The organism is Nonomuraea sp. NPDC048882, assembly GCF_040649755.1.
GTDB lineage: Bacteria > Actinomycetota > Actinomycetes > Streptosporangiales > Streptosporangiaceae > Nonomuraea > Nonomuraea maheshkhaliensis.
Genome location: NZ_JBEZGB010000002.1, coordinates 64,879 through 87,861, shown reverse-complemented (window position 1 = coordinate 87,861; position 22,983 = coordinate 64,879). Strand labels below are relative to the sequence as shown.

The following is a 22,983-nucleotide window of genomic DNA, read 5'->3' as shown; positions in this document are numbered from 1 at the left end:
GTTCCATGGACGCTCACAGCGCTTCCGGCCGGGTCCAGGCCAAGGGTCGCCCGTTGCCCCTCGACGTGTCCTGGGTCCTTTCACCCCTGCTCGCGCTGCCCGGTGTCGCCAGCGGCGTGGTGCTGAGCCGGGACGGGCTGATCCTCGGCGGCTCGGCCAACGTGACCACCGAGAGCGGCGAGCGGGCCGCCGCCATGACCAGCTCCGTGCTCGGGGCCGCGCGCGCCCTGTGCGCGGGCCTCAGCAACGGGGCCGACGACGAGGTGGTGGACATCGTCATCTCCGCCGGCAACGGCTACTACTACGTCGCCCCGGCCGGCGACCGCGCCGCCATCGTGGTCGCCGCCACCGGCGGCGTCAACATCGGCACGCTGGCGTACGAGGTGCAGCTCCAGGTGCAGAAACTGATCAAGGCTCTTGACGAGGCCAGTGCGGCCAGGACGCCAGGCGTCCGGGCATGACCTCCGGACGACAACGGCGGCGGGTCGTCCCGGACTACATGGCCGCCGCGCGACTGACCGTTCCCGAGAACATCCACGTCGAGCGTACGACGCTGGTCTACATCGCGCCCGACGCCACCACCAACGGGCTCGACCCACCGGGGTCCCATCTGCTGACCCTGCTGGGGGACGGGCCCCTGTCGGTGTACGAGTGCGCCGCGCACCTGGGCCTGCCGTACTGCGTGGTGCGGTTGCTGGTCGCCGGGCTGGTCGGAAGCGGAACGCTGCTGACCCGCGATCCGCCCGCCACCGACCTGCCCGACATTGAGATCTTGGAGTTGGTGCTCAGTGGCCTCCGCGCTCTCTGAAAGCCGTATCAGTACCGAACACATACCGGTCAAGCTGGTCATCGCCGGGCCGTTCGGCGTGGGCAAGACGACCCTGGTGGACGCTCTCTCGGAGATCAAGCCCCTCAACACCGAGGAGGTGCTCACCCAGGCGGGCACGCTGGTGGACGACCTCACCGGCGTGAACGAGAAGACGACCACGACCACCGCGATCGACTTCGGCCGCCTCACCATGCCCGGCGTGGTGCTGTACCTGTTCGGCGCGCCGGGGCAGACCCGGTTCCAGGTGCTCTGGAACGAGCTGGTCCGCGGCGCGCTCGGGGTCCTGGTGCTGGCCGACACCCGCAGGATCGACGACAGCTTCGCCGTCCTGGACCTGGTGGAGAGCGCCGGCCTGCGTTACGCGGTGGCGGTCAACCACTTCCCCGACTCGCCCGACTACCCGCCGGACGCCCTGCGCCAGGCGCTGGACCTCCAGCCGAGCACGCCGCTGGTGGTGTGCGACGCCCGCGACCCCGTCTCCGCCCGTGCCTCGCTGATCGCGCTGGTGGAGCACATCAAAGAGCTGGTGCTGTCATGACGATGCGCTACATGCCCGACGCCGGTCGCCTCTACGGGCCGGAGTACGCCAAGGACCCCCAGGCCGTCTACGCCGAGCTGCGCCGGCGGCACGGCGCGGTCGCGCCCGTGGAGATCGCCCCCGGCATGGAGGCGCATCTGGTGATCGGCTACCAGGCCGCGCTCGACGTGCTCACCAACGTCGGCGGCGTCTGGATCAAGAACGGCACCGCCTGGCAGGCCCGCGTCCCCGACACCCCCGAGGCCGCAGGACCCGTCGCCATGCTCGGCTACCGGCCGAACGCGCTGATGTCCGACGGGGCCGAGCACGCCCGGTTCCGCAAGGTGATCTCCGACTGCTTCGACCTGGTCCAGCCGCACAAGCTGCGCCAGATGGTGATCGAGGTGTCGGACTCGCTGATCAGCCAGTTCGCCGCGAGAGGCGAGGCGGACCTGGTCTCGGAGTTCTCCCAGCCGATCCCGGCCCGCATCTTCAACTCACTCTTCGGCCGGCCGGACTCCGACAGCGCCGGCCTGATCAAGGCCATGGCGGACCTGATGGAGGCCGACGGCGAGCGGGGCAAGCAGGGCAGCGACGCGTTCAGCCGCTACATCGGCGAGCTGGTCCAGTCCAAGCACGCCCAGCGGGGCGACGACCTGACCTCCTGGTTCATCGACCATCCGGCCGCGCTCCAGCCCAACGAGCTGGCCGAGACGCTCGTGCTGGTGATGGCCGCCGCGTACGAGCCCACGGCCAACCTGATCTCCAACACGATCTCCCGGATGGTCAGCGACGACCGTTACTACAGCTCGCTGACCAACGGCGCGCTCGGCACGTACGACGCCCTGATGGAGGCCCTGCGCGCCGAGCCCGCCATGTCGAACTACGGGCCCTATTTCGTCCGGCAGCCCGTGCACTTCCACGGCACCTGGATCCAGCCGGCCGAGCTGGTCCTCGTCTCCTACGCCGCGGCCAACACCGAGCCCACCAACGTGCCCGAGGAGCTGCGTTCCGACGGTGGCGCGTACTTGGGCTTCGGTGCCGGGGCGCACCGCTGCCCGGCCAGCGACCCGGCCATGATCATCGCGATGACCGCGATCGAACGCCTGACCTCTCACCTGTGTGACCTGGAACTGACCGTGCCGCGCGAGGAGCTCTCGTGGCGGCCGGGCCCGTTCCACCGCGCGCTGGCGCATCTGCCGGTGCGTTTCACTCCCATTCGACCTGACCAGCCAGGAGAATCCCCTTGGGCAGTTCAGCCCCCGTCGTCCTCGACCCCTTCGGCACCGACCTCCCAGGGGAGGTCCGGCGACTACGCGACCTCGGCCCCCTGGTCCTCGTAGAGCTCGCCGGAGGCATCCCCGCCTGGGCGGTCACCCGGCACGACCTGCTCAAGCAGCTCATCCTCGATCCACGGGTGAGCAAGGACAAGCGGCACTGGGGCAAGCTGGACCAGGCGCTCGTCACGCCGGGCTGGTCCTGGATCCTCACCTGGATCGGCGTGTCCAACATGTTGAGCGCGTACGGCGACGAGCACCGCCGGCTGCGCAAGCTGATCGCCCCCAGCTTCACCGCGCGTCGCAGCAAGGCCATGCAGCCGATCGTCGAGCAGATCGTCGCCGAGCTGCTGGACACGATGGCCGCGCAGCCGCCCGGTCAGCCCGTCGACCTGCGCTCCTTCTACGCCCACCCGCTGCCGATGCGGGTGATCTGCGAGCTGTTCGGCGTTCCCGCGCACATGCGGGAGGAGATGGCCCAGGTCATGGAGGCCATCATGGACACCACCGCCACCCCTGAGCAGGCGCAGGCCACGGCCGCGAAGATCGCCACGGTGCTGCCCGCGCTGGTCGCCTACAAGCGCGAGCACCAGGGCGACGACCTGACCACCGAGCTGATCAACGTCCGTGACAGCGGCGACTCGCTCAGCGAGACCGAGCTGTGCGACACCCTGCTGCTGCTGATCGCGGCCGGGCACGAGACCACGGTCAACCTGATCGGCAACGCCGTGCACGCCCTGCTCACCCATCCCGACCACCTCCGGCGGGTGCTGGCTGGGGAGATCACCTGGGACGCGGTGATCGAGGAGACGCTGCGCTGGGCGCCGTCGATCGCCAACCTGCCGCTGCGCTTCGCCATCGAGCCGATCGAGATCGGCGGCGTCACGATCGAGGCGGGCGACGCGATCATCACCAGCTACATGGCGGCCGGGCACGACCCCGACCAGCACGGCGAGGACGCCGACCGGTTCGACCCGACCAGGGACACCGCCGAGCACCTGGCCTTCGGCATCGGCGTGCACCGCTGCATCGGGGCTCCGCTCGCCCGCCAGGAGGCGTTGACCGCCCTTCCTGCCCTGTTCGCCCGGTTCCCTGACCTGCGGCTGGCCGTGGATGAGGGCGAGGTGCCGCACGTGCCGTCGTTCATCGCGCACGGGTGGGGCAGCCTGCCGCTCACGCTGCACCCCTGACACACGAAGGCGGGCGTCTCCGTGCAGGAGACGCCCGCGTTCGCGTTACCGTACGCTGCGTACTCTCATGATCATGAGTGCTCCGACGAGCGAGAGCAGGCCGCCGGTCACGAACAGGGCCGGATAACCGCCGAGGTGGGCGACGACCAGCGAGCCGCCGAACGGGGCCACGACCTGGGGCGCGTTCAACGCGATGTGGAAGACGCCGAGGTCGCGCCCGCTGTCCTCAGCGGCGGGCAGCACCAGCGTGACCAGCGCCTGGTCCACGGAGAGATAGGCGCCGAAGCCCACCCCGCCGATGACGGCGCCGGCCAGCTGCACGGTCCAGGTCGGTGAGACCAGCGGCAGCGCCACCGACACGGTGACCAGCAGCGAGGAGATGAGCACGAACAACTTGTGCCGCCGCAGCTTGTCCGCCAGCGGGCCCGCCACGATCGTCCCGAGGACGAGGCTCACCGTCTGGACCGTCACCTGCAACGTCAGCGCGTTCTTCGGGTCCAGCCCGGCAGGCAGGTGGATGTAGTCCTGGAGGATGTAGAGGTTGAACGAGGAGACGGCGAAGTAGCCGAGGAACATCACCGCCCGCGAGCTGAACGCCCACGCGTAGTCCCGCGAGCGCAGACTGGCCAGCGCCGACCCGAACTGCGCGCGCAGCGGCACGCGTTCATGAGACTCCTCGCCGGTCAGCCGCTCCCGGCTGAACAGCGCGAGCAGCGCCGACGTCGCCAGGAACGCCACGCCGAGCAGCGTGTACGCGAGCAGCGCCGAAGAGACGGTGGCGCCGACCGCCGTGCCCGCCAGCGAGCCCACCGGCACGCCCAGGCCGCCCACGGTGGAGGCCAGCCCGCGCCGGTCCTTCGGCACCTGGTCGGCCACCACGGCGATGAGGATGTTCAGCCCGATGTTGACCGTGCCCTGCACCAGGAACCAGCCGATCAGCAGGCCGGCGACGGTCGACATCCAGCCGAGCAGGACGAGGGAGGCGAGGGTGGCGACGCCGCCGTACAGGATCCAGGGGGAGCGGCGGCCCCACCGGCCGCGGGTGCGGTCGGACATGGCGCCCACGATCGGCGGCACGCACACCGACGCGATGGCGCTGACGCCGGTCACCAGCCCGAACGCCGAGAGTTTGCCCACCGGGTCGGCCGCCTCGACCTGGGTGGGCAGCAGGACTTGCAGTGCGGCGCCGACGGCCGCGTAGCCGGCGACGTTGAACAGGAACATCGCGCCCAAGAGCGCGCCGAGACGGCCGGTGCGGGCACCTGCGTCCCGGCCGTCTCGGCCGGAGGTGATGGTCATGCCTACTCCATGAGAGGGGGAAGGTCCAGCCCGAGGTCCAGTCGCTGCAGGGCTTCGTCGACGAGGCGCGCGCAGGAGTCGGGGTCGGCGTCGGGGGACCCGGCCCACTCCTGGAACGCGATGCGCAGGGCGGCGAAGGCCGTCGAGGCCAGCAGCCGGGCATGGAAACAGTGACCCGCGCTCGATCGTTCGGCCAGGTGGTGGGCGAGCAGTTCTTCGCGTACGGCGAAGCGCCGCATGTTCTCGCCCATGAGCGCGGGATTGTCGGCCAGCAGGAGCTGGACGCGCTGCATCCTGGGCAGCTCGTGCCGGCGCCAGTGGGGATCGGCGAGGAGGGCCTGAAATACCGCGCGCAGGGCGGTGACCGGCGACTCGCCGCGCGGGCGGCCGTCGATCGCGGCGAGCAGGTCCTCCATGACCTGGTCCTCGTGGGCGAGGACGACGTCCTCCTTCGAGGTGAAATAGCGGTTGAAGGTCCGCCGCGCCACCTGCACCTCGTCGGCGATCTGCTGAACTGTCGTGCCGTCGAAGCCTTGCCGTTCGAACAGGGTCAGCGCGGCCTCGATGAGGGCGCGGCGGGTGCCGGCCTTCTTGCGCTCTCGTAGTCCCGTAGACGTCTCGCCGCTGGTCATGGGCATACGGTAGAGCAAAAGTGTCTCATTGGGACAGTAGGCTCAGCGGGAAATTTCCGGGTGCGCTATAAAGTGTCCCATTGAGACACTTCGACCCCTGGAGTCAGCGATGAGCACGCCCGATTGGATCCCCGCGGCCCAGGAGTCGCTGCGCAGACTCGCCGGCCCGCTCGCCGACGCCTTCGACGTCCGCGCGCTTCCCGGAACGGACGATCGCTTCGAGATCCGTGCGGAGGGCGGCAGGACGGTGCTCGCCGGCACCGGCCCGGTCGCCGTGACCAGCGCGTTCGCACACTACCTGCGGCACGTGGCCCGCGGCCAGGTCGGCCGCTGGGGAGACAATCTCCCGTCCACCGCACCACCGCCGGCGACGACCCTTACGGCGACGTCGCCGTACCGCTATCGGGTCGCCTACAACCTCACCGTTGCCGGGTACACGACGCCGTTCTACGACTGGGACCAGTGGCAGCGCGAGCTCGACCTGCTCGCCGCCTCCGGTGTCAACGCCGCCCACCTCACGCTCGGGCAGGAGGCGGTGTGGCTGGAGGCGTTCGGCGAGTTCGGTTACACCGAGGACGAGCTGCTGGCCTGGATCGTGCCGCCGTCGCACCAGCCGTGGCAGTGGCTGAACAACATCCACAGCTTCGGCGGCGGCACCACCCGCGGGCTGATCGAACGCCGCGCCGAGCTGGCCCTGCGAGTGCTGGCGCGCATGCGCGAACTCGGCATCAGACCCATTCTGCCCGGCTTCTCCGGCACCGTCCCCGGCGGGTTCGCCGACCGCAACCCCGGCGCCACCGTCGTCCCGCAGGGCCTGTGGTTCATGGACGTGGCAGGCCCGGCCCGCCCCGACTGGCTCGACACCTCCACCCCCCACTACGCGCGGGTCGCCGAGGCCTTCTACCGCCGCCAGCGCGAACGCTTCGGCCAGAGCGGCACCTGGGCGGTCGACCTGCTGCACGAGGGCGGCCGGATCGGCGACGCCACGCTTGCGGGCGCCGCCTCGGGTGTCGAACGGGCGATGCGCGCGGCCGACCCCGACTACCTGTGGGTGGTGCAGGCGTGGGCGGGCAACCCGCGCGAGGAGCTGTTCGAGGCCTGCGACCGGGACCGCATGCTCGTGCTCGACCTGACCGGCGACACCTGGCGCGGCCAGGGCGGGTTCTGGGGCGCGCCGTGGGGCTTCGGCATCCTGCCCAACTACGGCGGCCGCCAGGGCCTGTACGGCTCCCTGCCCGACATCGCCGGCGCCCCCGGCGAACTGGCCGGCCCGCTGGCCTCGGGAGAGCTCGTCGCCCTGACCAACATGGCCGAGGGCGTCCAGACCAACCCGGTGGTCTGGGATCTGTTCGCCGACCTCACCTGGACCCGTGAGCCCGTCGACCTGGACGCCTGGCTGGCGGACTGGGTCCACGCCCGCTACGGCGCCGCCGACCCGGACGCGCTGGCCGCCTGGCGGCTGCTGCGTACGTCGGCGTACGCGACCTGGGGCGGGATCATGCCCATGGAGGAGGAGTTCGGGGATTTCGACGAGAAGCTGAGCGACTTCAAGGTCTACGCCTCCACCGACAGCGTCTTCGCCGCCACCCCCTCCCACACCGCCGACCAGGCCTCCGCCGTCGGCCCGCACCGGCTCCACTACGACCCGGCCCAGGTGGAGGCCGCCTGGCGGCTGCTGCTGGCGGCGGCGCCGCGGCTGCGCGACCGCGACACGTACCGGCACGACCTGGTGGACGTCACCCGCCAGGTCCTCGACGACCGCGGCCGCGCCCTCGTGCCCGACCTCGCCTCGGCGGACGCCCAGCAGCGATTCCTGCGCCTGATCGACCTCCAGGACCGGCTGCTCGCCACCCGCCCTGAGCACCTCCTCGGCCGCTGGCTGCGCGACGCCCACCGCTGGGGTGCCGACGAGGAGGAGAGCCGTCAGTTGGAACGCGCGGCCAAGCGGCTCGTCACGGTGTGGGGCGGCCCGGACGCCGCCATCCTCACCGAGTACGCCAACCGCAACTGGGCGGGCCTGATGGGCGACTATTACCGGAGCCGCTGGCAGACCTTCTTCGACCAGGGCTCCATCGACTGGAACGCCCACGGCCAGCAGTGGGCCGACCAGCCCACCGAGTATCCGACCGAACCCCAGGGCGACCCGATCGAGATCGCCTCCGAGCTCCTTCAGGGCTCGCAGGGCTAGACATGAAACCAAATGGTTTCCTATAGTGGTGCGCGTGGAACTGGTCTTCAAGGCGCTGGCGGACCCGACCCGCCGCGAACTGCTCGACGAGCTGTTCGAGCGGGACGGGCAGTCGCTCAACGCGCTGGCCGGCCGGTTCGCGATGACGAGGGTCGCCGTGGCCAAGCACCTCCGCCTGCTTGAGGAGGCCGGCCTGGTGGTGTCGGACCGGCGGGGCAGGGAGAAACTGCACTTCCTGAACGCTGTGCCGATCCGCCTCGTTCATGACCGATGGGTCAGCAAGTACACCTCGACCTGGGCCGCCGGCCTCGTCGACCTCAAACGAGAACTGGAGGCACGCGTGGAGAAGGTGTTCGAGATCTTCATCCGCACCACGCCGCAGCGGCTGTGGCAGGCGATCACGGATCCCGAGACGCGGGCGCGGTTCCAGTTCGGCGCACGCGTGGACTCGGACTGGACCGCCGGGTCCGCCTACCGGGTCACGCACGAGGGCGCCGGCGGGTTGATCGAGGGCGAGAACCTCGAGGTCGACCCGCCGTGGCGGCTCGTGCAGAGCTACCACGCGATCTGGGACGACGACATCGCCGCCCAGGGCACCAGCCGGGTGACCTGGGAGATCGAGCAGGTCGGTGACAGCTGCCGGCTCGTCGTCCGGCACGACCAGCTCACCGCCGACGCCGACGAGCACCTCTACGGCGGCTGGCCGATGATCATGTCTGGGCTCAAGACCTGGCTGGAGACCGGCACCGAACTCACCACACCCGGCTCACTCATGTACGGAGGCGACCACTCATGACCGCACCGGCAAGCACCGAACTGGACAAGACGTTCACCGCCACCCTGCGCAAAAGCCCGGCCAAGGGCGGCTGGACCTATGTCGTGATGCCCGGCTCGGCCGACTTCTTCGGCACCCGCGGCCTGGTGAAGGTCCGGGGACGCGTCGACGGCGAGCCGTTCCAGGGCTCGTTCATGGCGCTGGGCGACGGCACGCACAAGCTCGCGTTCACCGCCGGCACCCGCGCCCGCATCGGCAAGCAGGCCGGCGACACCGTCACCGTCACCCTCGACGAGCGGATCGCGCGATGAGCGCGCCGGCGAAGCTCATCACCGGCATCAGAACCGTCAGCGTGCCTGTCACCGACCAGGACCAGGCGCTGCGCTTCTACACCGGCGCCCTCGGCTTCACCGTACTGCGCGACGCCCCGATCCCGACCGGGCGATGGATCGAACTCGCCCCCGGCACCGACGACGTCATCGTCACCCTGGACCACGCCACCACGGACGTCACCCGCGGCCCGATCATGATCCGCTTCACCAGCACGTCGCGCACGATCGTCAGCGGCGCCCGGCCGTAGGCCGGCTTCCACTCGAAGGTCCCGCCGCCGCCGTCCACGATCTCGGCCCGGCGGGAGAGTACACGGAACGCGGAGGTGAGGGTTCCGTCCCCTAGCACGGCGCCCATGGCCCAGGCGTGCTCGGCGTTCCTGCCGTGTTGGCCCGATCATGCCCGGTGCCACGGCGGAAGCAGTCGTGAAAAATCCGGCTTTGGCGCGAAATGATGGTCCGACTCCTTACATAGGCACAGATGTCGATAAGCCAAAGCCATGAAGGAGGCCGCCATGGGGATGCCGGGGCAACCGGACGCGGGACCGGCCCGTGGGTAGCGAGCCGGACCGGTTCGAGGCCGTCTACCGGGCGACGTACGGCCTGATCACGGCGTACGCGGCCCGCCGCTGTCACTCGCCGCAGGACGCGGCGGACGTCGTGGCGGAGACCTTCGCCATCGCCTGGCGGCGGATGGGCGAGGTGCCGGAGGGAGAGCAGGCCACCCTGTGGTTGTACGGCGTGGCGCGCAAGGTGCTGGCCAACCACTATCGGGTCGAGGTGCGCCGCCTCACCAGGAACCCCGTCTACGGCGGTCCACGCGACGACGTGATCAAGGGGTAGAACGCGTGGGAGCAGCCGGACTGCTGTTCCCATCGGAGATCGCGCCGGTTATCGTTGACAGCGGTGCAATTCCAGGTGCGGCGGTGACAGCCCCCGGTTTCTCCCCAGGGAGGAACGATCCGGTGCGATTCCGGAGCCACGCGGTGATACCCCGCCCCCTCTCGGACCCCATGACGGTCCCTGACGCCACCGGCCGCGACGGACGCGGCCGACGCCGGCACGAAGGGAATGGGCATGTTCACCGGACGAATCCACGAGATCGGCGTGATCGAGTACGCCGACGCGAGCGGCCTCGGCATCCGGGCGGCCAAGTCCGCGGGGCGGCTGGTCCCCGGCGGCTCGCTCAACGTCGCCGGGGTCTGCGTGACCGCGGAGAGCGTGGAGCACGACCTGATCCGTACCTCGATCAGCGCCGAGACCCGGCGCCGGACCACGTTCGACGAGCCCCCGGAGCCCGGCCGGCCAGTGAACCTGGAGACGCCGCTGATCGTCGGCGACCCGCTCGACGGGCATCTGGTGCAGGGCCACGTCGACGGCGTCGGCAAGGTCGTGCGCGTGGACGACGAGCCCGGCAGCGGGCGGCGGCTGTGGATCCGCCCGCCGGACCGGTTCCTGAGCAGGATCGCGGCCAAGGGGTCGGTCGCGGTCGAGGGCGTGAGCCTGACGGTGGCCGAGATCGTCAAGGACCGGTTCTCGGTGGCGCTGATCCCGGCCACGCTGGCCGGGACGACCCTGGCCGGGCTGGCCGAGGGCGACCGGGTCAACCTCGAATCCGACCTGGTGAGCCGCCTGGCCGAGGCCGGGCCCGCCTCCGCCGGCGCGAACGTCGCCCGCGCGGTCGCGGCGCTCGGCTGGGCCGGGCACCTCTCGGGCCGGGTCGGGGTGGAGAAGGCGGTTCGGCAGATCGCCGCCGGCGGCGCGGTCATGGTGTGGGACCCCGATCGCGAGGTCGAGGGCGACGTCATCTTCGCCGGCGAGAACCTGCGCCCGGCCGCCTTCACGTTCCTGCTGACCGAGGTGTGCGGCTACCCGTGCGTCCCGTGCGCGCCCGAGGTCCTGGACCGGCTGGAGATCCTGGCGCCGTCCGGCGAGGGGGATCACCACGGGACGGCCTTCCGCACGCCGGTGGATCTGGCCGCCGGCACCGGCACGGGGGTCAGCGCCGCGGAACGTGCGGCGACCGTACGGCGGCTCGCCCATCCCGAGGCCAGGCCGGCCGACTTCGTCGGGCCCGGCCATGTCGTCCCGGTCGCCGCCAGGCCGGGTCTGTTGAGCGAACGCGGCGGGCACACGGAGGCGACGGTCGCCCTGTGCTTGGCCGCCGGCCTGCCGCCGGTGGGGGTGTGCTGCGAGGTGATGCGCCGCGACGGCGTCATGGCCGGCGCGGCCGATCTGGAGGCGTCCGCCCTGCGCTGGGGACTGCCGCTGGTCGACATCGACGCCCTCCGCACCTGGCTGTGAGAGAACGCTCTCTGTGAGGTGACGCTCCCGGCACCTGGCTGTACGGCGTGCCCGGAGCGTCCCCGCCCTCGCTGATCGGCGGGCGGCGTACGGCGTGCCGGGGCGGCTCAAGCCTTCCTGATCGTCTCGCCCACCTCGGCGGGTGAGACGCGCCAGGGAGCGCCGTGGCCGGGAAGCACCCAGGACGCCTTCAGCCCGGCGATCCGGTCGAGCGAGGCGAGCGCTTCCGCCGGGTCGTCGGTGAAGGGGGCGGGCTGCGGGCCCACGCGCCCGGTGAGCACGTGCCGCGTGGTCAGCGCGTCGCCGACGAAGACCGCGTCGGCCACCGGCACGTGCACCGCCACGCTTCCCGGCGAGTGCCCCGGCATGCCGATGATCACTGGGCTGCCCGGCAGGTCGAGGACGTCGCCGTCGCCGATCTCGACGACCTCCTTGACGTAGCGCGTACGCAGGCCGTTCTTGCCGACGGAGTAGCCGAAGAAGCCGAGCGTCGGGCCGATCCGCATGGGGCCGAGAGCGGTCTTGGGCTTCTCTCCCGTACGGGTGCGGACGGCGTCGGCGGCGTGCACGAACACCGGCACGCCGTGATCGCGCCGCAGGCGTTCGGCGAAGCCGATGTGGTCGGAGTCACCGTGGGTCAGCACGAGCCCGCGGATGTCCTCGACCGATTTGCCCAGGGAGCGGAGTTCGTGCTGAAGGTCCCGCCAGTGGCCGGGCAGTCCGGCGTCGATGAGCGTGATGCCGTCGGGGGTGTCGACGAGATAGCACGCCACAAGATCGTTACCGAGGCGGTGCAGGTTGGGCGCGAGTTTCATGGTCTTCTTCCCCAAGGTGGACGGGACTGTTGATAGCTACGATAATTAGCTATGATGGCTAACGTCAATAGCTTTCCCCTCGGGAGGATCAACGGTGCCGACCCCAGTGAAGACCTCGCTCGACCGCATCGTCGCCGCCGGACGCGACCTGCTGGAGGAGGGCGGCGGTCAGAAGCTGACGATGCAGAACGTCGCCGCGAAGGTCGGAGTGCGCGCCCCGTCCCTCTACAAACACGTCGCCAACCACGCGGCGCTGCTGACCGCCGTCGCCGAGGCCACCATCGAGGACCTGATCACCCGGTTGGAGGCCACCGACGGGTCGATCGACGCGCTGGGGCGCTGCTACCGCCGGTTCGCCCAGGACTGGCCGGCCGGGTTCCGGCTGATGCTCACCGCGGACGTGGCGCCCGAGGTCCGCGCCCGCGTGGCCGATCCGGTGCTGCGCGTCTCCAGGGAGATCGTGGGCGAACAGCATGCGCTCGAAGCCGCCCGCTTGCTGACGGCGTGGATCACCGGCTTCATCGAGATGGAACTCCTCGGCGCCTTCAAGCTCGGGGGCGACGTCGAGCAGGCCTTCGAGTACGGCCTGGCCGGCATGCGCCGCGCGCTGGCGCCCGATCACTAGGTAGGGGCAGGGCCGTGAGCGCCCCTCCCTCAAGAAGGGGCGCCGGCGCCGGAGCGCTCGGTCCGAGCCGTCAGGAGGTGATCAGGCCTGGGCCCGCGCGGACCTCCATCTCCTCCAACGTCACCTCATGACCCTCCGCGCACACCAGCCGGACCCCCACGTCAGCCCCGCATCCCCGATGCACCGAGCGCAGTGGCGGGCCGGCAGCGTCGGCCGCCCACGCGTCTCCCCATTCCCGCAGCGCCGCGATCACCGGGAACAGGGCCCGGCCCTTGCCGGTCAGCTGGTACTCGTATCGCGTCCGCTGGCCGGGCTCGCGATACGGCACCCGTTCCAGCAGCCCCAGCGCCGTCAGCTCCTTCAGCCGCGCCGCCACCGCGGGCTCGCCGACCTCCACCCGGCGGACGAAGTCGTCGAACCGCCGGGCGCCGAAGAACGCCTCCCGCAGCACCAGCACCGCGGAACGCGAACCGATCACCTCGAACGCCCGCGCGATCGAGCAGTTCTCCATCGACCACGCGTCCCGATTCTCCAGCACACTCCCCATGTCCCTCATTGTACCGAGCTGACTTTTGTCGAGGCTAGTCTGTCCTTACGGGTGGATGCCGAAGGCGCCGAGGACGCCCTGGTCGATGCGGGCGGAGTTGACCAGGGCCGCCGCGTTGGAGGTGGTGAAGACGTCCGCGCCGGCGAGCAGCCCGCTGTACTTCGCGACGACCGGGGCGGCGGCCTGCGCGGCGGCGGCGTCGAGATACGACCTGAAGACGGCCCAGGCGTTGCCGGTGGGGCCGTACTTGGCGAAGAACGGCGTGGGGTCCAGCTTGCCGATGGTCGCACGCGTGCTGCTGGACAGGTCCCGCACGTAGTCGCGTTGCAGGGTCACGTCGGAGCGCCTGCCGAGGCGCCCGAGATGCCCGCCGACCAGTGTGCTCCATGAGCTCGCCAGCACCGTGTCATGGGCGGCGATCCACGCCGGGATGTCCTGCGACTCGGCGAGGTTCTTGAACGGCACCCAGCCGGGGAAGATCACGTCCACTACCATCAGCGTCGCCGCGGACGGCACGTGGATGAAGATGTTGTCGGGGCTGTGGTTGGGGCCGTGGTAGGTGAGCACCAGCCGCTCGCCGCCCACCCGCAGCTCGTGGCGGTCGTCGAACGTGACGGCCGGGAGCGGGCGGTTTGCGTCCCTGGCGGTCTTGAGCAGGCGCTTGGTCTCCGAGTGCGCGACGCGGGTGACGCCGCTGCCGAAGATCGAGGCGGCGCCGATGTGGTCGGCGTGCGAGTGGGAGTAGACCAGGTGCGTCACGCGGCTGGGCCGGTGGCGGGCTTCGGTGACCTCTTCGATCGCGCGCAGCAGGTTACGGCCGATGGTGGGCGGCGCGTCGACGACCACGACGCCTTCCGTGGTGGTCAGGAACATGGCCTGGTAGAAGCCGTCGGTGACCCAGTACAGGTTCCCGCGCACGCGTTCCACGAAATATCCGGACTCGTTGACGGCTGGGCCCAGGGCGCCGGCCGGCACGGGCGCGTAGTCCGGCAGCTCGCCCGCCGCGGCCGAGGCGGCGGACGCGGCACGGGGCAGGCTGAGGCCGAGGAGGCCGGCCGCGGCGGGAACGGCGGCCGCGACGGAGGCCCGCCGCAGGAAGGCGCGCCGATCGGAGGAAGTGGGGGAGGAGGTCATGATGCGCTCCAAGTAGTTGCGTTGTGAAATAGTTTCCGCCCGTAGATGGCAGAAGTGGAGTCGGGATTGCTGGTCGGGAGTCGCTAGAGTGCGCGGCTATCCCAGGATGAAGCCGGTGTCACGATCGTCAGTATGCGCCAGATTAGTTGCGGAAGCAAGCAACTATATGCCGACAAGCATCCCGCCGCCGGAAGCAGGATCGGGTCGGTCAGTCGTCGCCCGCGGCCTCGCGTAGCGCCACCAGGACCCGGGAGAGCGCCTCCGTCATCGTCCGCATCTCACTCCTCGTGACATGGTCGAAGACCAGCGAACGCACCCGGGCGAGATGTCCCGGATAGGCCGCCGCCAGCACGGCCGCGCCGGCCGGGGCGATGGCCGCGAGCGAACTGCGCGCGTCCTGCTCGGACTTGCGCCGCGTCACCAGCGAGCGGCGGACCAGGTCGTCGACGACCCGGCTGATCCGGCTGCGGGACAGCGCGGTCGCCTGGGCGAGCTCCCCCATGCGCAGCTCGCCGTCCGGCGCCTCGGACAGCGCGACGAGGACCGAGTACTCGGTCATCCCCACCTGGGCCTCCCGGGTGAACTGCTCGTCGAGCAGGCGCGGGAGTCGTACGAGCACTTCGATGAGGGAGCGCCAGAGGATCTCCTCTTCGCGGTCCAGGCCGGTCACCGGGGTCGTCATCCGAGCAGGTTACCCTCTCGGTTGCGCCCGGCCGCAACTATCTCGGCGGGCCGGCGAGGAAGCGTACGACCTGCCGCGCGACCTCCGGATCGCGGAGGATCCGCTGGTGGCCCAGCCCTTCGGTGTGCAGCAGCTCGGCTCGCGGCCACGCCTTCGTGATCGCCTCCGCGCCGCCCAGATCAACGACCTGGTCGTCCCGGTCGTGCACGACCAAAAGTGGGGGCAGCTCGCTCATGGTCGCGGCCCGGGCCGCGAGATCGAGGTCGGACAGGGGCCGGCCGTTGCGGCGCTCCACCCGTTCGAGCAGGCCGGCCCGGACGCGCTCGCCGAGGCCGAGCACGCGGCCGAACGTGCCGGCGAACGCGAGCGGGCTCGCCATCGGCGCGACGAGAGCGACCCGACCCGCCGGCACGCCGTCCAGGACGACCAGCGCGGCGGCGGCGCCCCCGAGCGAATACCCCACGATCCCGTACGCCGGCCCGCACTCGGCGATCAGGCACCTGAGCGCCTCGGCGAACTCGGCCGCCACCGCCCGCCGCCGCCCGTGCACGCCCGGGGCCGAGGCGCCGTGGCTGGGCGCGTCGAGCGCCACGACGCGGTAACCGGCCTTGATGAGCGGAGGGATGAACGTCTCGAACCGCCCACGCGAGCCGCCCCACCCGTGCATCAGGTAGACGGTCGGCCCGTCGCCCCAGATCTCGGCGGCCACGGCCCGGCGGTTGACGGAGACGGTGATCCGTTTTCCGGGCAGGACGTTCGCCGGTCTGACCGTGCGGCGCGGCACGGTGCACCACAGCCGCTCGGCCAGCGCCGAGCCGGGCCCCGGCGCCACGCGCTCCAGGACCGCGAACGTCGTCCGCAGGGTGATGAAGGCCAAGAAACCGCTGACCTTGCGCGATAAGGCACGCATGTTGCTCCCTTTCCGCGGCGGTCAGCGCAGGAAGGCCAGGACCTCCCGGCCGAAGTCCTCGACGTGCTGGAACAGGAAGCCGTGACCGGCGTCGCCGTAGATCACCAGCTTGCTGTTCGGCAGCTTCTGCGACATCACCCAGCTGCCCCAGGCGTCGATCATGACGTCGTGCGCGCCGTTGGCCACCAGGATCGGCAGCGTCAGCTCCTCGATCCGGTCCCAGTACCCGCCGAACGTGGCGGCGGCCCGCATCTGCGCGGCGAGCGCCGCCGGGCTGACGCCCGCCTTGGTCTCGCTCAGCCGGGTGTCGAGGCGGCGCAGCGACCGCAGGCCCGCCGCCCGGCCCGCCTCGTCCTCGGGGAAGAAGAGGTAGAGGAAGTCGTCGTCCACGTTCTCCGGCTTGGTCGCGGTCAGCCACGTCTTCTCGCTCATCCGCGGCATGTCCGGAATCGCGCCGCCCGGCCCGCTGCCGGCGATGACGAGGCGCCGGACGAGGTGGGGCCGGCGAAGGGTGACGCCTTGGGAGACGTACCCGCCCAGGGACCAGCCCAGCAGATCGACCTCGCTCAGACCGAGCCCGTCGAGGAAGTCGATGACGCCTTCGGCCAGACCTTCGACGGAGTCGGCCGGCTCGCCCGTGGAGTGGCCGAGGCCGCGGTTGTCGAAGACGATCACGTCACGCTCGGCGGCCAGGACGTCCAGCAGCGCCGGGTCCCAGTAGTCGATGGTGCCGCGGAAGCGCAGCACCATGACCAGCGGAACGCCTCCCGCGGGCCCCATCCGGCGATAGCCGTAGGTGGCGGTGGCGGAGGTGACGTAGCGGGTCTCGGCCTGGTCGGCCGCGTACGTGGTGGTCATGGAGTCTTCTCCGGACGGAGCGCGAGCGCGCCGCTCCAGATGGCGCCGGGGTTGAGCAGCGCGGGGAAGCGCTCGAGCATGGCGTCGAAGAAGCCGCGAGCGGTCTCGTGCCGCGGGAGGAGCTCGTCCACCGTGTCGAGGTAGCGGCGGGTCTCGGCGATGGCGCGCTGGGCGTCGTCGTCGAGGTCCTTGTTCTTGTGGCCGGTCACGATGAAACGGGGCCGCAGGCCCTCGACGATGTCGATGGCCTTGCGCCAGGCGTCGACGCCTCCGTCCTTGGACTCGACGAGGTACTGGTGGACGCCGTTGTAGATGACGTCGCCCGCCACGACCAGGTCGAGGTCGGGCACGTGCAGGACGCTCGTCTCGTCGGTGTCGCTGTGGCCGACCTCGACGATGCGCAGTTCGTGGCCTTCGAGGTTGATGCGGTTCCCGTCCGGCACGGTCGCGGTGACGGGCGCGTCGGGGATCTGGCCGGGCAGCAGCGCGTCCCAGAACTGCGGGCGGATGGCGACGTTGCGCCGCATCTCCTCGATCGTGCCCGCCGAGGCGACCACCTGGGCGTCGAAGCGCTCGGCGAGCAGGCTCGCCGTGAACCAGTGATCACCGTGGCCGTGGGTGGCGAAGATGTGGGTGAGGTTCTTGCCGGTGGCCTCGACCCACCGCGCGACGTCGTCCGCCTGGTTCCGCGTCAGAGGCGGATCGACGAGGACGGCGTCGCGGTCGCCGTACACCAGCGTGATCGACAGGGGGGAGAACCTGCGCTCGTCGCCGTTGGGTACCCGCTCCCTCACGTTGAGCGGGATGGGCTCGGCGATGAACACGTCGTAACTGAGTGACATAACTGCTTGACCTTTCTTGCGTACCTAGGAGCGGACCGGGCCGGCGTTGCTCATGGGAGCACCGGTACCGGTACCGGGCCGGGCGTCGACAGCGTGGCCTTGACCGCGGCGGTCTGGGGGTCGGCGAGGACCTCCTCGTGCCCGGACTCGACGCCGTCCAGGGCCCGCGTCGCGACGATGGCGGGGTCGATCTTCGCGTCGGCCGGCACCCGGGCGGCCATGTCGGTGTCCATGAAGGCCACGAACAGCCCGGTGACCAGCACGCCGTCGGGCCGCAGCTCCTCGCGTACGGCGTCCGTCAGCGCCAGCCCGGCCGTCTTCGAGGCGCTGTAGCCGCCTTGTGCGGCGAGGTGCAGCCACGACGCGGTCGACAGCACGTTGAGCACTCCCGCGCCGTCCGCCGCCGCCCCGTTGCGGGTCAGGATCGGGGCGAAGGCCCGCAACATGTTCAGGGTGCCGTAGTAGTTGGTGTCCATGAAGGCGCGGATGCGGGCCATGTCGCCCGTGAGCAGCGATTCGCGGGCGCCGATGCCGGCGTTGTTGACCAGGAGGGTGACGTCGCCGGCCACCTCGGCCGCGCGGGCCACGTCGTCGGGGTCGGTGATGTCCAGCCGCAGCGGTACGACGCCGGGCAGGTCGATGGTGGCGGTGTCCCTGGCCGCCGCGTAGACCTTGGCCGCACCGCGTTCGACCAGCTGGGCGGCCAGGTGCCGGCCGAGGCCCCGGTTGGCGCCGGTGACCAGCGCGACGGAATTACGGATTCGCATGGCAGCTCCCCCAAAGTCGTCAACCGTCGGGCGCCGCCCATCGGGAGGCGGCGACCTGACTTATCTCAACACAAGTTAGCCCCTGACTATTGCGGGAGCAAGCCAGAAGCGCAAAGAAACGGCGCCGGAAGAGTTCCGGCGCCGTTCCTCGTCGTCTCCGTGTCGCCCGGCCTGGGCCTTCATCTCCGTGTCACCCGGCCTGGGCCTCCGGGTTCGTGTCACCCGGCCGGGATCGCGCCGACCTCCCACACCCGGGCGAAGTTGTCGGCGTACGCCCGGACGATCGAGCGTTCGGACAGTTCGATCATCGCCTCGTCGTTGCGTCGCAGCGAGGTGGCGTTGAAGTTGTGGCTGCCGGTCATCACCCAGCTCCGCCCCGGCGCCCGGTCGGTGACCACGATGTACTTGGAGTGGATGCGCCCGGCGGAGGTCGAGCCGTCGAGCACCCGCCGCCCCACGCCGGCCGCGTCCAGCGCTGCGGTGACGGCGTCGTCGGCCAGGCCGTGCACCACGCGCACCTGGCAGCCGGCGCTCACCAGCGCCGCGAGCCGGTCGACGATCGCGAGCCGGGTGTCGTCCCACTCGGACTGGCCGATCTCGACCCGGGTGCCGTTCCCTGGCGCGCAGCGGACCTGGCCGAGCCGCTGCTCGATCGGGTCGCGGTCCGCGACCGGGTAGAACTGGGCGGTGATCCGGCCGCCAGGCCCGGCGGCGCTGACGGTGGTGTCGTAGTCGGGGTTCTGCACCTCGGCGGCGAGGTCGTCGAAGTACTTCCCGTACCCCTGGAAGAGCTTGCGGTTGCCGGGCAGCACGACCAGGTTGTTCCAGTAGCTGGTGGAGTTGACGTCGGTGAGGTTGTTCGAGGCCTGGACGACCACGTCGCGCCGGCCGCCGGTCCGCGAGAAGAGCGAGAACTTGTTGTGCATGCCCTTCGTGCCCTGGCAGGAGGTGGTGTTGCCCTCCGGGCTCATGTGGCCGCAGACGTGCACCCACGAGGCGGCCGACCTGTCGGTGCCGAGGGTGGCGATCAACTGCTCGGCGGCGGGGTTGTCGATCTGGTAGCCGTCGATGACCATGCGCACCTGGACGCCGCGCCGGTACGCGTCGAGCAGCACCGCCACGTAGTCGGCGCCGGCGTCGCCCGAGATGACGAACTCGGCGATCTCGATCGACGACCCGGCCGGGGCCTGCTTGATCAGCGAGCAGATCCGTTCCACGACGGCGGTCGGGGTGCCGGCGACGGGGTCGTTGAAGGCGGCGCCGGTCGTGACCGGCACCTCGGCGGCGTTACGGCAGGCGCTGCGGGCGGGCTCGGGCAGGGCGGCCTGCGCGGCGGGAACGTCGATCGTCTGTACGGACAGAGCGGCGAAGGCGGTCAGGGCGGCGAGCCCGGCCAGGACGGCGGGGCGGATTCGAGGCATGGGTGTTTCCTTGCGCTGTGCTGAGGGTGCTGTGTCGAGGGCGAGGGTGGGCGGAGGCGCTATTCGACGGACACCAGCGAGAAGTCCGGCCGCCCGCTGACCGGCATCTCCAGCCCCTTGACGTTGTCGCGGACGGCGTAGTTGTTCTTCAGGTCCACCGGGAAGATGCCGACCGCCTCATCCCAGATGGTCTTGCTGGCCTGGGCGTACAGAGTCTTGCGCTCGTCCTGGTCCAGGGACGCGCGCGCCTTGGCCAGGATCGAGTCCAGCTCCTTGTTGCAGTAACCCATCCGCTTGGCGTCGCAGGTGTAGAGCCGGTTCAGGGTGAAGTCGGCGTCGCCGGTGCCGGTGGTGTTGGTCTGCAGGTTCATGTCCCAGTTGAGCGCGCCGAAGTCCTTGAGCCAGGTCGCCCGCTCCTTCTCCAGCGGCTGCACCTTGATGCCGACCTTCTCCCAGGACGAGATGAACGCCTGCGCCATGGCCCGGATGTTCGGCCCGCCCGCCAGCGGCCACTGGATCGTGGTGCTGATCCCGTCGGGATGCCCGGCCTCGGCGAGCAGCTTCTTGGCCAGTTCCGGGTCGTAGGCGTACGGCTCCAGCTTGGTCGATCCGAAGACCGCCTGCGTGATCGGCGACTGGGCCACCGTGCCGAGGTCGCCGAACAGGCTGGCGACGACGCCCTTGACGTCGATCGCGTGCAGCATGGCCCGGCGGACCTTGACGTCGTCGAACGGCTTGTTGTTCTGGTTGAACCAGATGAAGTAGTAGTTGAAGCTCGGCCCGGTCCCGTACGTGATGCCGTCCACGTCGGACACCTCGGCCACCTGGTCCGGCGGGATCGAGGCGAGCACGTCCACCTCGTCGTTGTTCAGCGCGGTGATCCGGGCCGAGACCTCCGGCATGTTGAGGATCTCCAGCTTGGCCACCTTGGCCTTGGCGCCCCAGTAGGTGTCGTTGCGGCTGAGCTCCACCTTGTCGTCGGGGCTGAACGCGTCGAATGTGAACGGCCCGGTGCCGATCGGCCGCTGCCAGTACGCGTCGCTCGCGACCTTGTCGCCCTGGCCGATGAAGACCAGGGACAGGGTGCTGGGCAGCGTGCCCAGCGGTGCCGAGGTGCGGAACGTCACCGTGCGGTCGTCGGTGGCCTCCACGCCGGTGATGGAGGCGAGCAGCGGGGCCAGCGAGCCCTTGAGGCTGATCAGCCGCTCCACGGACGCCTTGACGTCCTTGGCGGTGAACGGGGTCCCGTCGCTGAAGGTCACCCCGTCGCGCAGGTGGAACACCCACGTCTTGTCGTCGGGGCTCTCCCACGACGTGGCCAGCTTCGGCGCCGGCTGACCGTCCTTCATCACCGTGAGCGTCTCCAGCCCCTGCTGGACGGTGGTCTGAACGGCCTCTTCCGCGGGGAACTGCTGGACGTCGAGCGACACGGGGAACAGCTGCGGCGCGTACCGCAGCACCTGCCCGCCGCCTGCGGCGTCGCCGGCGCCGCCGGAGCCGCCGCAGGCCGCGAGGCCGAGCACGAGGGCCATCGCGACGAGGCCGCCCTTGGCCCGGGAACGTGCGATCATTGCCTGTCTCCTTGCTTGGTTCTACGCCGTCACGGACGGCAGGGTGAAGGTCGCGGCGACGGGCTTGTGGTCCGACGGGGCGGTGCCCGCTGAGAAGAAGTCGACGACCTCGCTGGCCCGGGTGGTGATCGGGCCCCTCGCGAAGATCCAGTCGATGGCCTTGGACGGGGACCCCAGAGGTGACAGGCGCGTTCCGCGCTCGGTGACGAACGGCAGCGGCGACACCGGGTGGGTGACCGGCGACGTGCGTCCCAGGGCGGTGAACGAGTCGAGGAAGCCGCTGTTGCCGAGCACCCACAGCGGCTGGCCGATGTCGTTGATGTCCACGGTGAACAGGCAGACCTCGTCGCCGGCGATCTCGTCCAGGGCGGCCGCCACCTGCTCCGCCTGCCCGGTGCGCAGGTTGCGGCGGTCCTCCCGCTCCCGCTCGTGGCCCGGCCAGGTCAGGTGCGCGGTGGCGAACACCAGCGGCCTGGCTCCCTCGGCCCGGGGGCGCAGCCGTACCCAGAACAGCCTGGCGTCGGCGGCGAGGATGCCGACGTCCCGCGTCCCGTACTCCACCAGGTCGAACAGCTCCCGCCGCCACCACAGGTTGCTCTGCGTGCCCCAGCCGGGGAAGTCGTCGTGCACCCGGGCGTGTCCCGGCATGGCCTCGTCCACCACCGCACGTGAGCGCGGGCGGAGCTCCTGGGTGGCGAGGAGGTCGGGCGGCCGGGTGGTGAACAGGTCGCGGATCGCCGGTTCGCGCTGCTCCAGGTGCCAGTCGCCCCACAGGTTGTAGGTCATGGCGACGAAGGTGAACGATCCGGTCAGCATGCTGATCCCTTCCGATTCAGTCGGCCCGCGCGGCCTGCGCGGCCCAGGTGGTCGGCGCGTTGTACTCGACCACCGCGTGGTCCTGCCGCTCGCCCGCGTAGCCGATGACGGTCAGCGAGGTGTTCACCGGCGGGGCGAAGCTGAGATGGCCGGGCACCGGCAGGCGCAGCGCGGCTGCGGCGGCCACCCGGATCGGGCCGCCGTGGGTGAACACCACGACGGTCGCGCCCCCGACCGCTGTGTCCGCCGCCTCGGTGAGCGCCTGCCACACCCGCCGGCGCAGTTCGGCGAACGTCTCGCCGCCGCCGCGCCGCACGTCCTCCCCGCGCCCGACGGCCGCGAGCACGTCCGGGTACTCCGCGGCGATCTCGGTGAACGGCCGCCCGGCCCACGAGCCGATGTCCGCCTCGCGCAGCCGGGCGTCCAGCCTGGCCTCGATGCCGAAGTGACGAACGTACGCCTGCGCCGTGTCCATGGCCCTGGGCAGATCGCTGGAGACGACCAGGTCGGGCGTACCGAAGCGGGCCAGCAGCGCCGCCGCGGCCACGTCGGCCTGTTCGCGACCGGTGGCGGTGAGCCCCGAGTCGGACTGCCCCTGGTAACGCTCCTCGACGTTCCACACCGACTCGCCGTGCCGGACGAGGACGAGACGCAC

General features: G+C 70.8%; 26 protein-coding genes. 12 read left to right on the top strand and 14 right to left on the bottom strand.

Annotated elements, in window-relative coordinates; genetic code table 11:
* Positions 1–5: 5 nt before the first annotated feature.
* From AB0C27_RS05535 to AB0C27_RS05515, 5 genes are read left to right on the top strand one after another with little or no spacing between them, the layout of a single operon-like run.
* A complete protein-coding gene (locus AB0C27_RS05535; RefSeq protein WP_345575691.1) occupies positions 6–461 on the top strand; it encodes a roadblock/LC7 domain-containing protein in 456 nt (151 codons plus the stop codon).
* Positions 458–808 (top strand): DUF742 domain-containing protein, encoded by a 351-nt coding sequence (locus AB0C27_RS05530; protein WP_357838296.1) that lies wholly within the window; start codon positions 458–460, stop codon positions 806–808. Before AB0C27_RS05535 ends, AB0C27_RS05530 begins: the two co-directional genes overlap by 4 nt.
* Positions 789–1,367, top strand: coding sequence for an ATP/GTP-binding protein (locus tag AB0C27_RS05525; protein WP_357838294.1), 579 nt, complete (start codon positions 789–791; stop codon positions 1,365–1,367). Before AB0C27_RS05530 ends, AB0C27_RS05525 begins: the two co-directional genes overlap by 20 nt.
* Complete coding sequence (locus AB0C27_RS05520) at positions 1,364–2,689, top strand: cytochrome P450 (RefSeq protein ID WP_357838291.1); 1,326 nt, start codon at positions 1,364–1,366, stop codon at positions 2,687–2,689. The genes AB0C27_RS05525 and AB0C27_RS05520 overlap by 4 nt, the downstream gene beginning before the upstream one ends.
* Positions 2,593–3,813 carry a cytochrome P450 gene (locus AB0C27_RS05515; RefSeq protein ID WP_357838288.1) on the top strand — a complete coding sequence of 407 codons (1,221 nt, stop codon included), beginning with the start codon at positions 2,593–2,595 and terminating at the stop codon, positions 3,811–3,813. Before AB0C27_RS05520 ends, AB0C27_RS05515 begins: the two co-directional genes overlap by 97 nt.
* Positions 3,814–3,858: 45 nt before the next feature.
* Here the strand turns inward: AB0C27_RS05515 and AB0C27_RS05510 are convergent, their stop codons facing one another.
* Together AB0C27_RS05510 and AB0C27_RS05505 are read right to left on the bottom strand one after the other, a co-directional pair.
* Complete coding sequence (locus AB0C27_RS05510; protein WP_357838285.1) at positions 3,859–5,112, bottom strand: MFS transporter; 1,254 nt, start codon at positions 5,110–5,112, stop codon at positions 3,859–3,861.
* Between the two features lie 2 nt (positions 5,113–5,114).
* Positions 5,115–5,744, bottom strand: coding sequence for a TetR family transcriptional regulator (locus AB0C27_RS05505; RefSeq protein WP_346114262.1), 630 nt, complete (start codon positions 5,742–5,744; stop codon positions 5,115–5,117).
* A 109-nt stretch (positions 5,745–5,853) separates the two neighbouring features.
* Here AB0C27_RS05505 and AB0C27_RS05500 point away from each other — a divergent pair, with 109 nt between their 5' ends.
* From AB0C27_RS05500 to AB0C27_RS05475, 6 genes are all read left to right on the top strand, one after another.
* Entirely contained in the window at positions 5,854–7,932 is a 2,079-nt protein-coding gene (locus tag AB0C27_RS05500; protein WP_357838281.1) for an alpha-N-acetylglucosaminidase TIM-barrel domain-containing protein, read from the top strand.
* A gap of 34 nt (positions 7,933–7,966) precedes the next feature.
* Complete coding sequence (locus AB0C27_RS05495; protein WP_357838278.1) at positions 7,967–8,728, top strand: metalloregulator ArsR/SmtB family transcription factor; 762 nt, start codon at positions 7,967–7,969, stop codon at positions 8,726–8,728.
* Positions 8,725–9,018 carry a DUF1905 domain-containing protein gene (locus AB0C27_RS05490; protein ID WP_357838275.1) on the top strand — a complete coding sequence of 98 codons (294 nt, stop codon included), beginning with the start codon at positions 8,725–8,727 and terminating at the stop codon, positions 9,016–9,018. The genes AB0C27_RS05495 and AB0C27_RS05490 overlap by 4 nt, the downstream gene beginning before the upstream one ends.
* Complete coding sequence (locus tag AB0C27_RS05485) at positions 9,015–9,287, top strand: VOC family protein (RefSeq protein ID WP_357838273.1); 273 nt, start codon at positions 9,015–9,017, stop codon at positions 9,285–9,287. The genes AB0C27_RS05490 and AB0C27_RS05485 overlap by 4 nt, the downstream gene beginning before the upstream one ends.
* Before the next feature lie 301 nt (positions 9,288–9,588).
* Positions 9,589–9,879: a sigma factor gene (locus AB0C27_RS05480; protein ID WP_357838270.1), complete on the top strand. Its 291-nt coding sequence runs from the start codon at positions 9,589–9,591 to the stop codon at positions 9,877–9,879.
* A 234-nt stretch (positions 9,880–10,113) separates the two neighbouring features.
* The gene (locus AB0C27_RS05475) at positions 10,114–11,340 is read left to right on the top strand and encodes a riboflavin synthase (protein ID WP_357838267.1); all 1,227 of its coding nucleotides are present in this window, start codon (positions 10,114–10,116) and stop codon (positions 11,338–11,340) included.
* A 107-nt stretch (positions 11,341–11,447) separates the two neighbouring features.
* Here the strand turns inward: AB0C27_RS05475 and AB0C27_RS05470 are convergent, their stop codons facing one another.
* A complete protein-coding gene (locus AB0C27_RS05470) occupies positions 11,448–12,155 on the bottom strand; it encodes an MBL fold metallo-hydrolase (protein ID WP_357838264.1) in 708 nt (235 codons plus the stop codon).
* A 94-nt stretch (positions 12,156–12,249) separates the two neighbouring features.
* Between AB0C27_RS05470 and AB0C27_RS05465 the strand changes: the two genes are divergently transcribed.
* Entirely contained in the window at positions 12,250–12,780 is a 531-nt protein-coding gene (locus tag AB0C27_RS05465; RefSeq protein WP_357838262.1) for a WHG domain-containing protein, read from the top strand.
* A 70-nt stretch (positions 12,781–12,850) separates the two neighbouring features.
* On the opposite strand, the gene AB0C27_RS05460 is transcribed toward AB0C27_RS05465, so the two are convergent.
* The 11 genes from AB0C27_RS05460 to AB0C27_RS05410 form a co-directional block, all read right to left on the bottom strand.
* A complete protein-coding gene (locus AB0C27_RS05460) occupies positions 12,851–13,327 on the bottom strand; it encodes a helix-turn-helix domain-containing protein (RefSeq protein WP_357838259.1) in 477 nt (158 codons plus the stop codon).
* Positions 13,328–13,372: 45 nt separating this feature from the next.
* Positions 13,373–14,461 carry an MBL fold metallo-hydrolase gene (locus tag AB0C27_RS05455; protein WP_357838256.1) on the bottom strand — a complete coding sequence of 363 codons (1,089 nt, stop codon included), beginning with the start codon at positions 14,459–14,461 and terminating at the stop codon, positions 13,373–13,375.
* Positions 14,462–14,669: 208 nt separating this feature from the next.
* A complete protein-coding gene (locus tag AB0C27_RS05450; protein WP_346114276.1) occupies positions 14,670–15,143 on the bottom strand; it encodes a MarR family transcriptional regulator in 474 nt (157 codons plus the stop codon).
* Positions 15,144–15,180: 37 nt separating this feature from the next.
* A complete protein-coding gene (locus AB0C27_RS05445) occupies positions 15,181–16,053 on the bottom strand; it encodes an alpha/beta fold hydrolase (RefSeq protein WP_357838253.1) in 873 nt (290 codons plus the stop codon).
* A gap of 21 nt (positions 16,054–16,074) precedes the next feature.
* A complete protein-coding gene (locus AB0C27_RS05440) occupies positions 16,075–16,911 on the bottom strand; it encodes an alpha/beta hydrolase (RefSeq protein ID WP_357838250.1) in 837 nt (278 codons plus the stop codon).
* Positions 16,908–17,753 (bottom strand): MBL fold metallo-hydrolase, encoded by an 846-nt coding sequence (locus AB0C27_RS05435; protein WP_357838247.1) that lies wholly within the window; start codon positions 17,751–17,753, stop codon positions 16,908–16,910. Before AB0C27_RS05435 ends, AB0C27_RS05440 begins: the two co-directional genes overlap by 4 nt.
* 50 nt (positions 17,754–17,803) lie before the next feature.
* Complete coding sequence (locus tag AB0C27_RS05430; RefSeq protein WP_357838245.1) at positions 17,804–18,520, bottom strand: SDR family oxidoreductase; 717 nt, start codon at positions 18,518–18,520, stop codon at positions 17,804–17,806.
* Between the two features lie 218 nt (positions 18,521–18,738).
* Complete coding sequence (locus AB0C27_RS05425) at positions 18,739–19,941, bottom strand: phospholipase D-like domain-containing protein (RefSeq protein WP_357838242.1); 1,203 nt, start codon at positions 19,939–19,941, stop codon at positions 18,739–18,741.
* 59 nt (positions 19,942–20,000) lie between these two features.
* Positions 20,001–21,512: an ABC transporter substrate-binding protein gene (locus AB0C27_RS05420; protein WP_357838239.1), complete on the bottom strand. Its 1,512-nt coding sequence runs from the start codon at positions 21,510–21,512 to the stop codon at positions 20,001–20,003.
* Positions 21,513–21,533: 21 nt separating this feature from the next.
* A complete protein-coding gene (locus AB0C27_RS05415; protein WP_357838236.1) occupies positions 21,534–22,328 on the bottom strand; it encodes an endonuclease/exonuclease/phosphatase family protein in 795 nt (264 codons plus the stop codon).
* Positions 22,329–22,344: 16 nt separating this feature from the next.
* Entirely contained in the window at positions 22,345–22,983 is a 639-nt protein-coding gene (locus tag AB0C27_RS05410) for a histidine phosphatase family protein (protein ID WP_357838233.1), read from the bottom strand.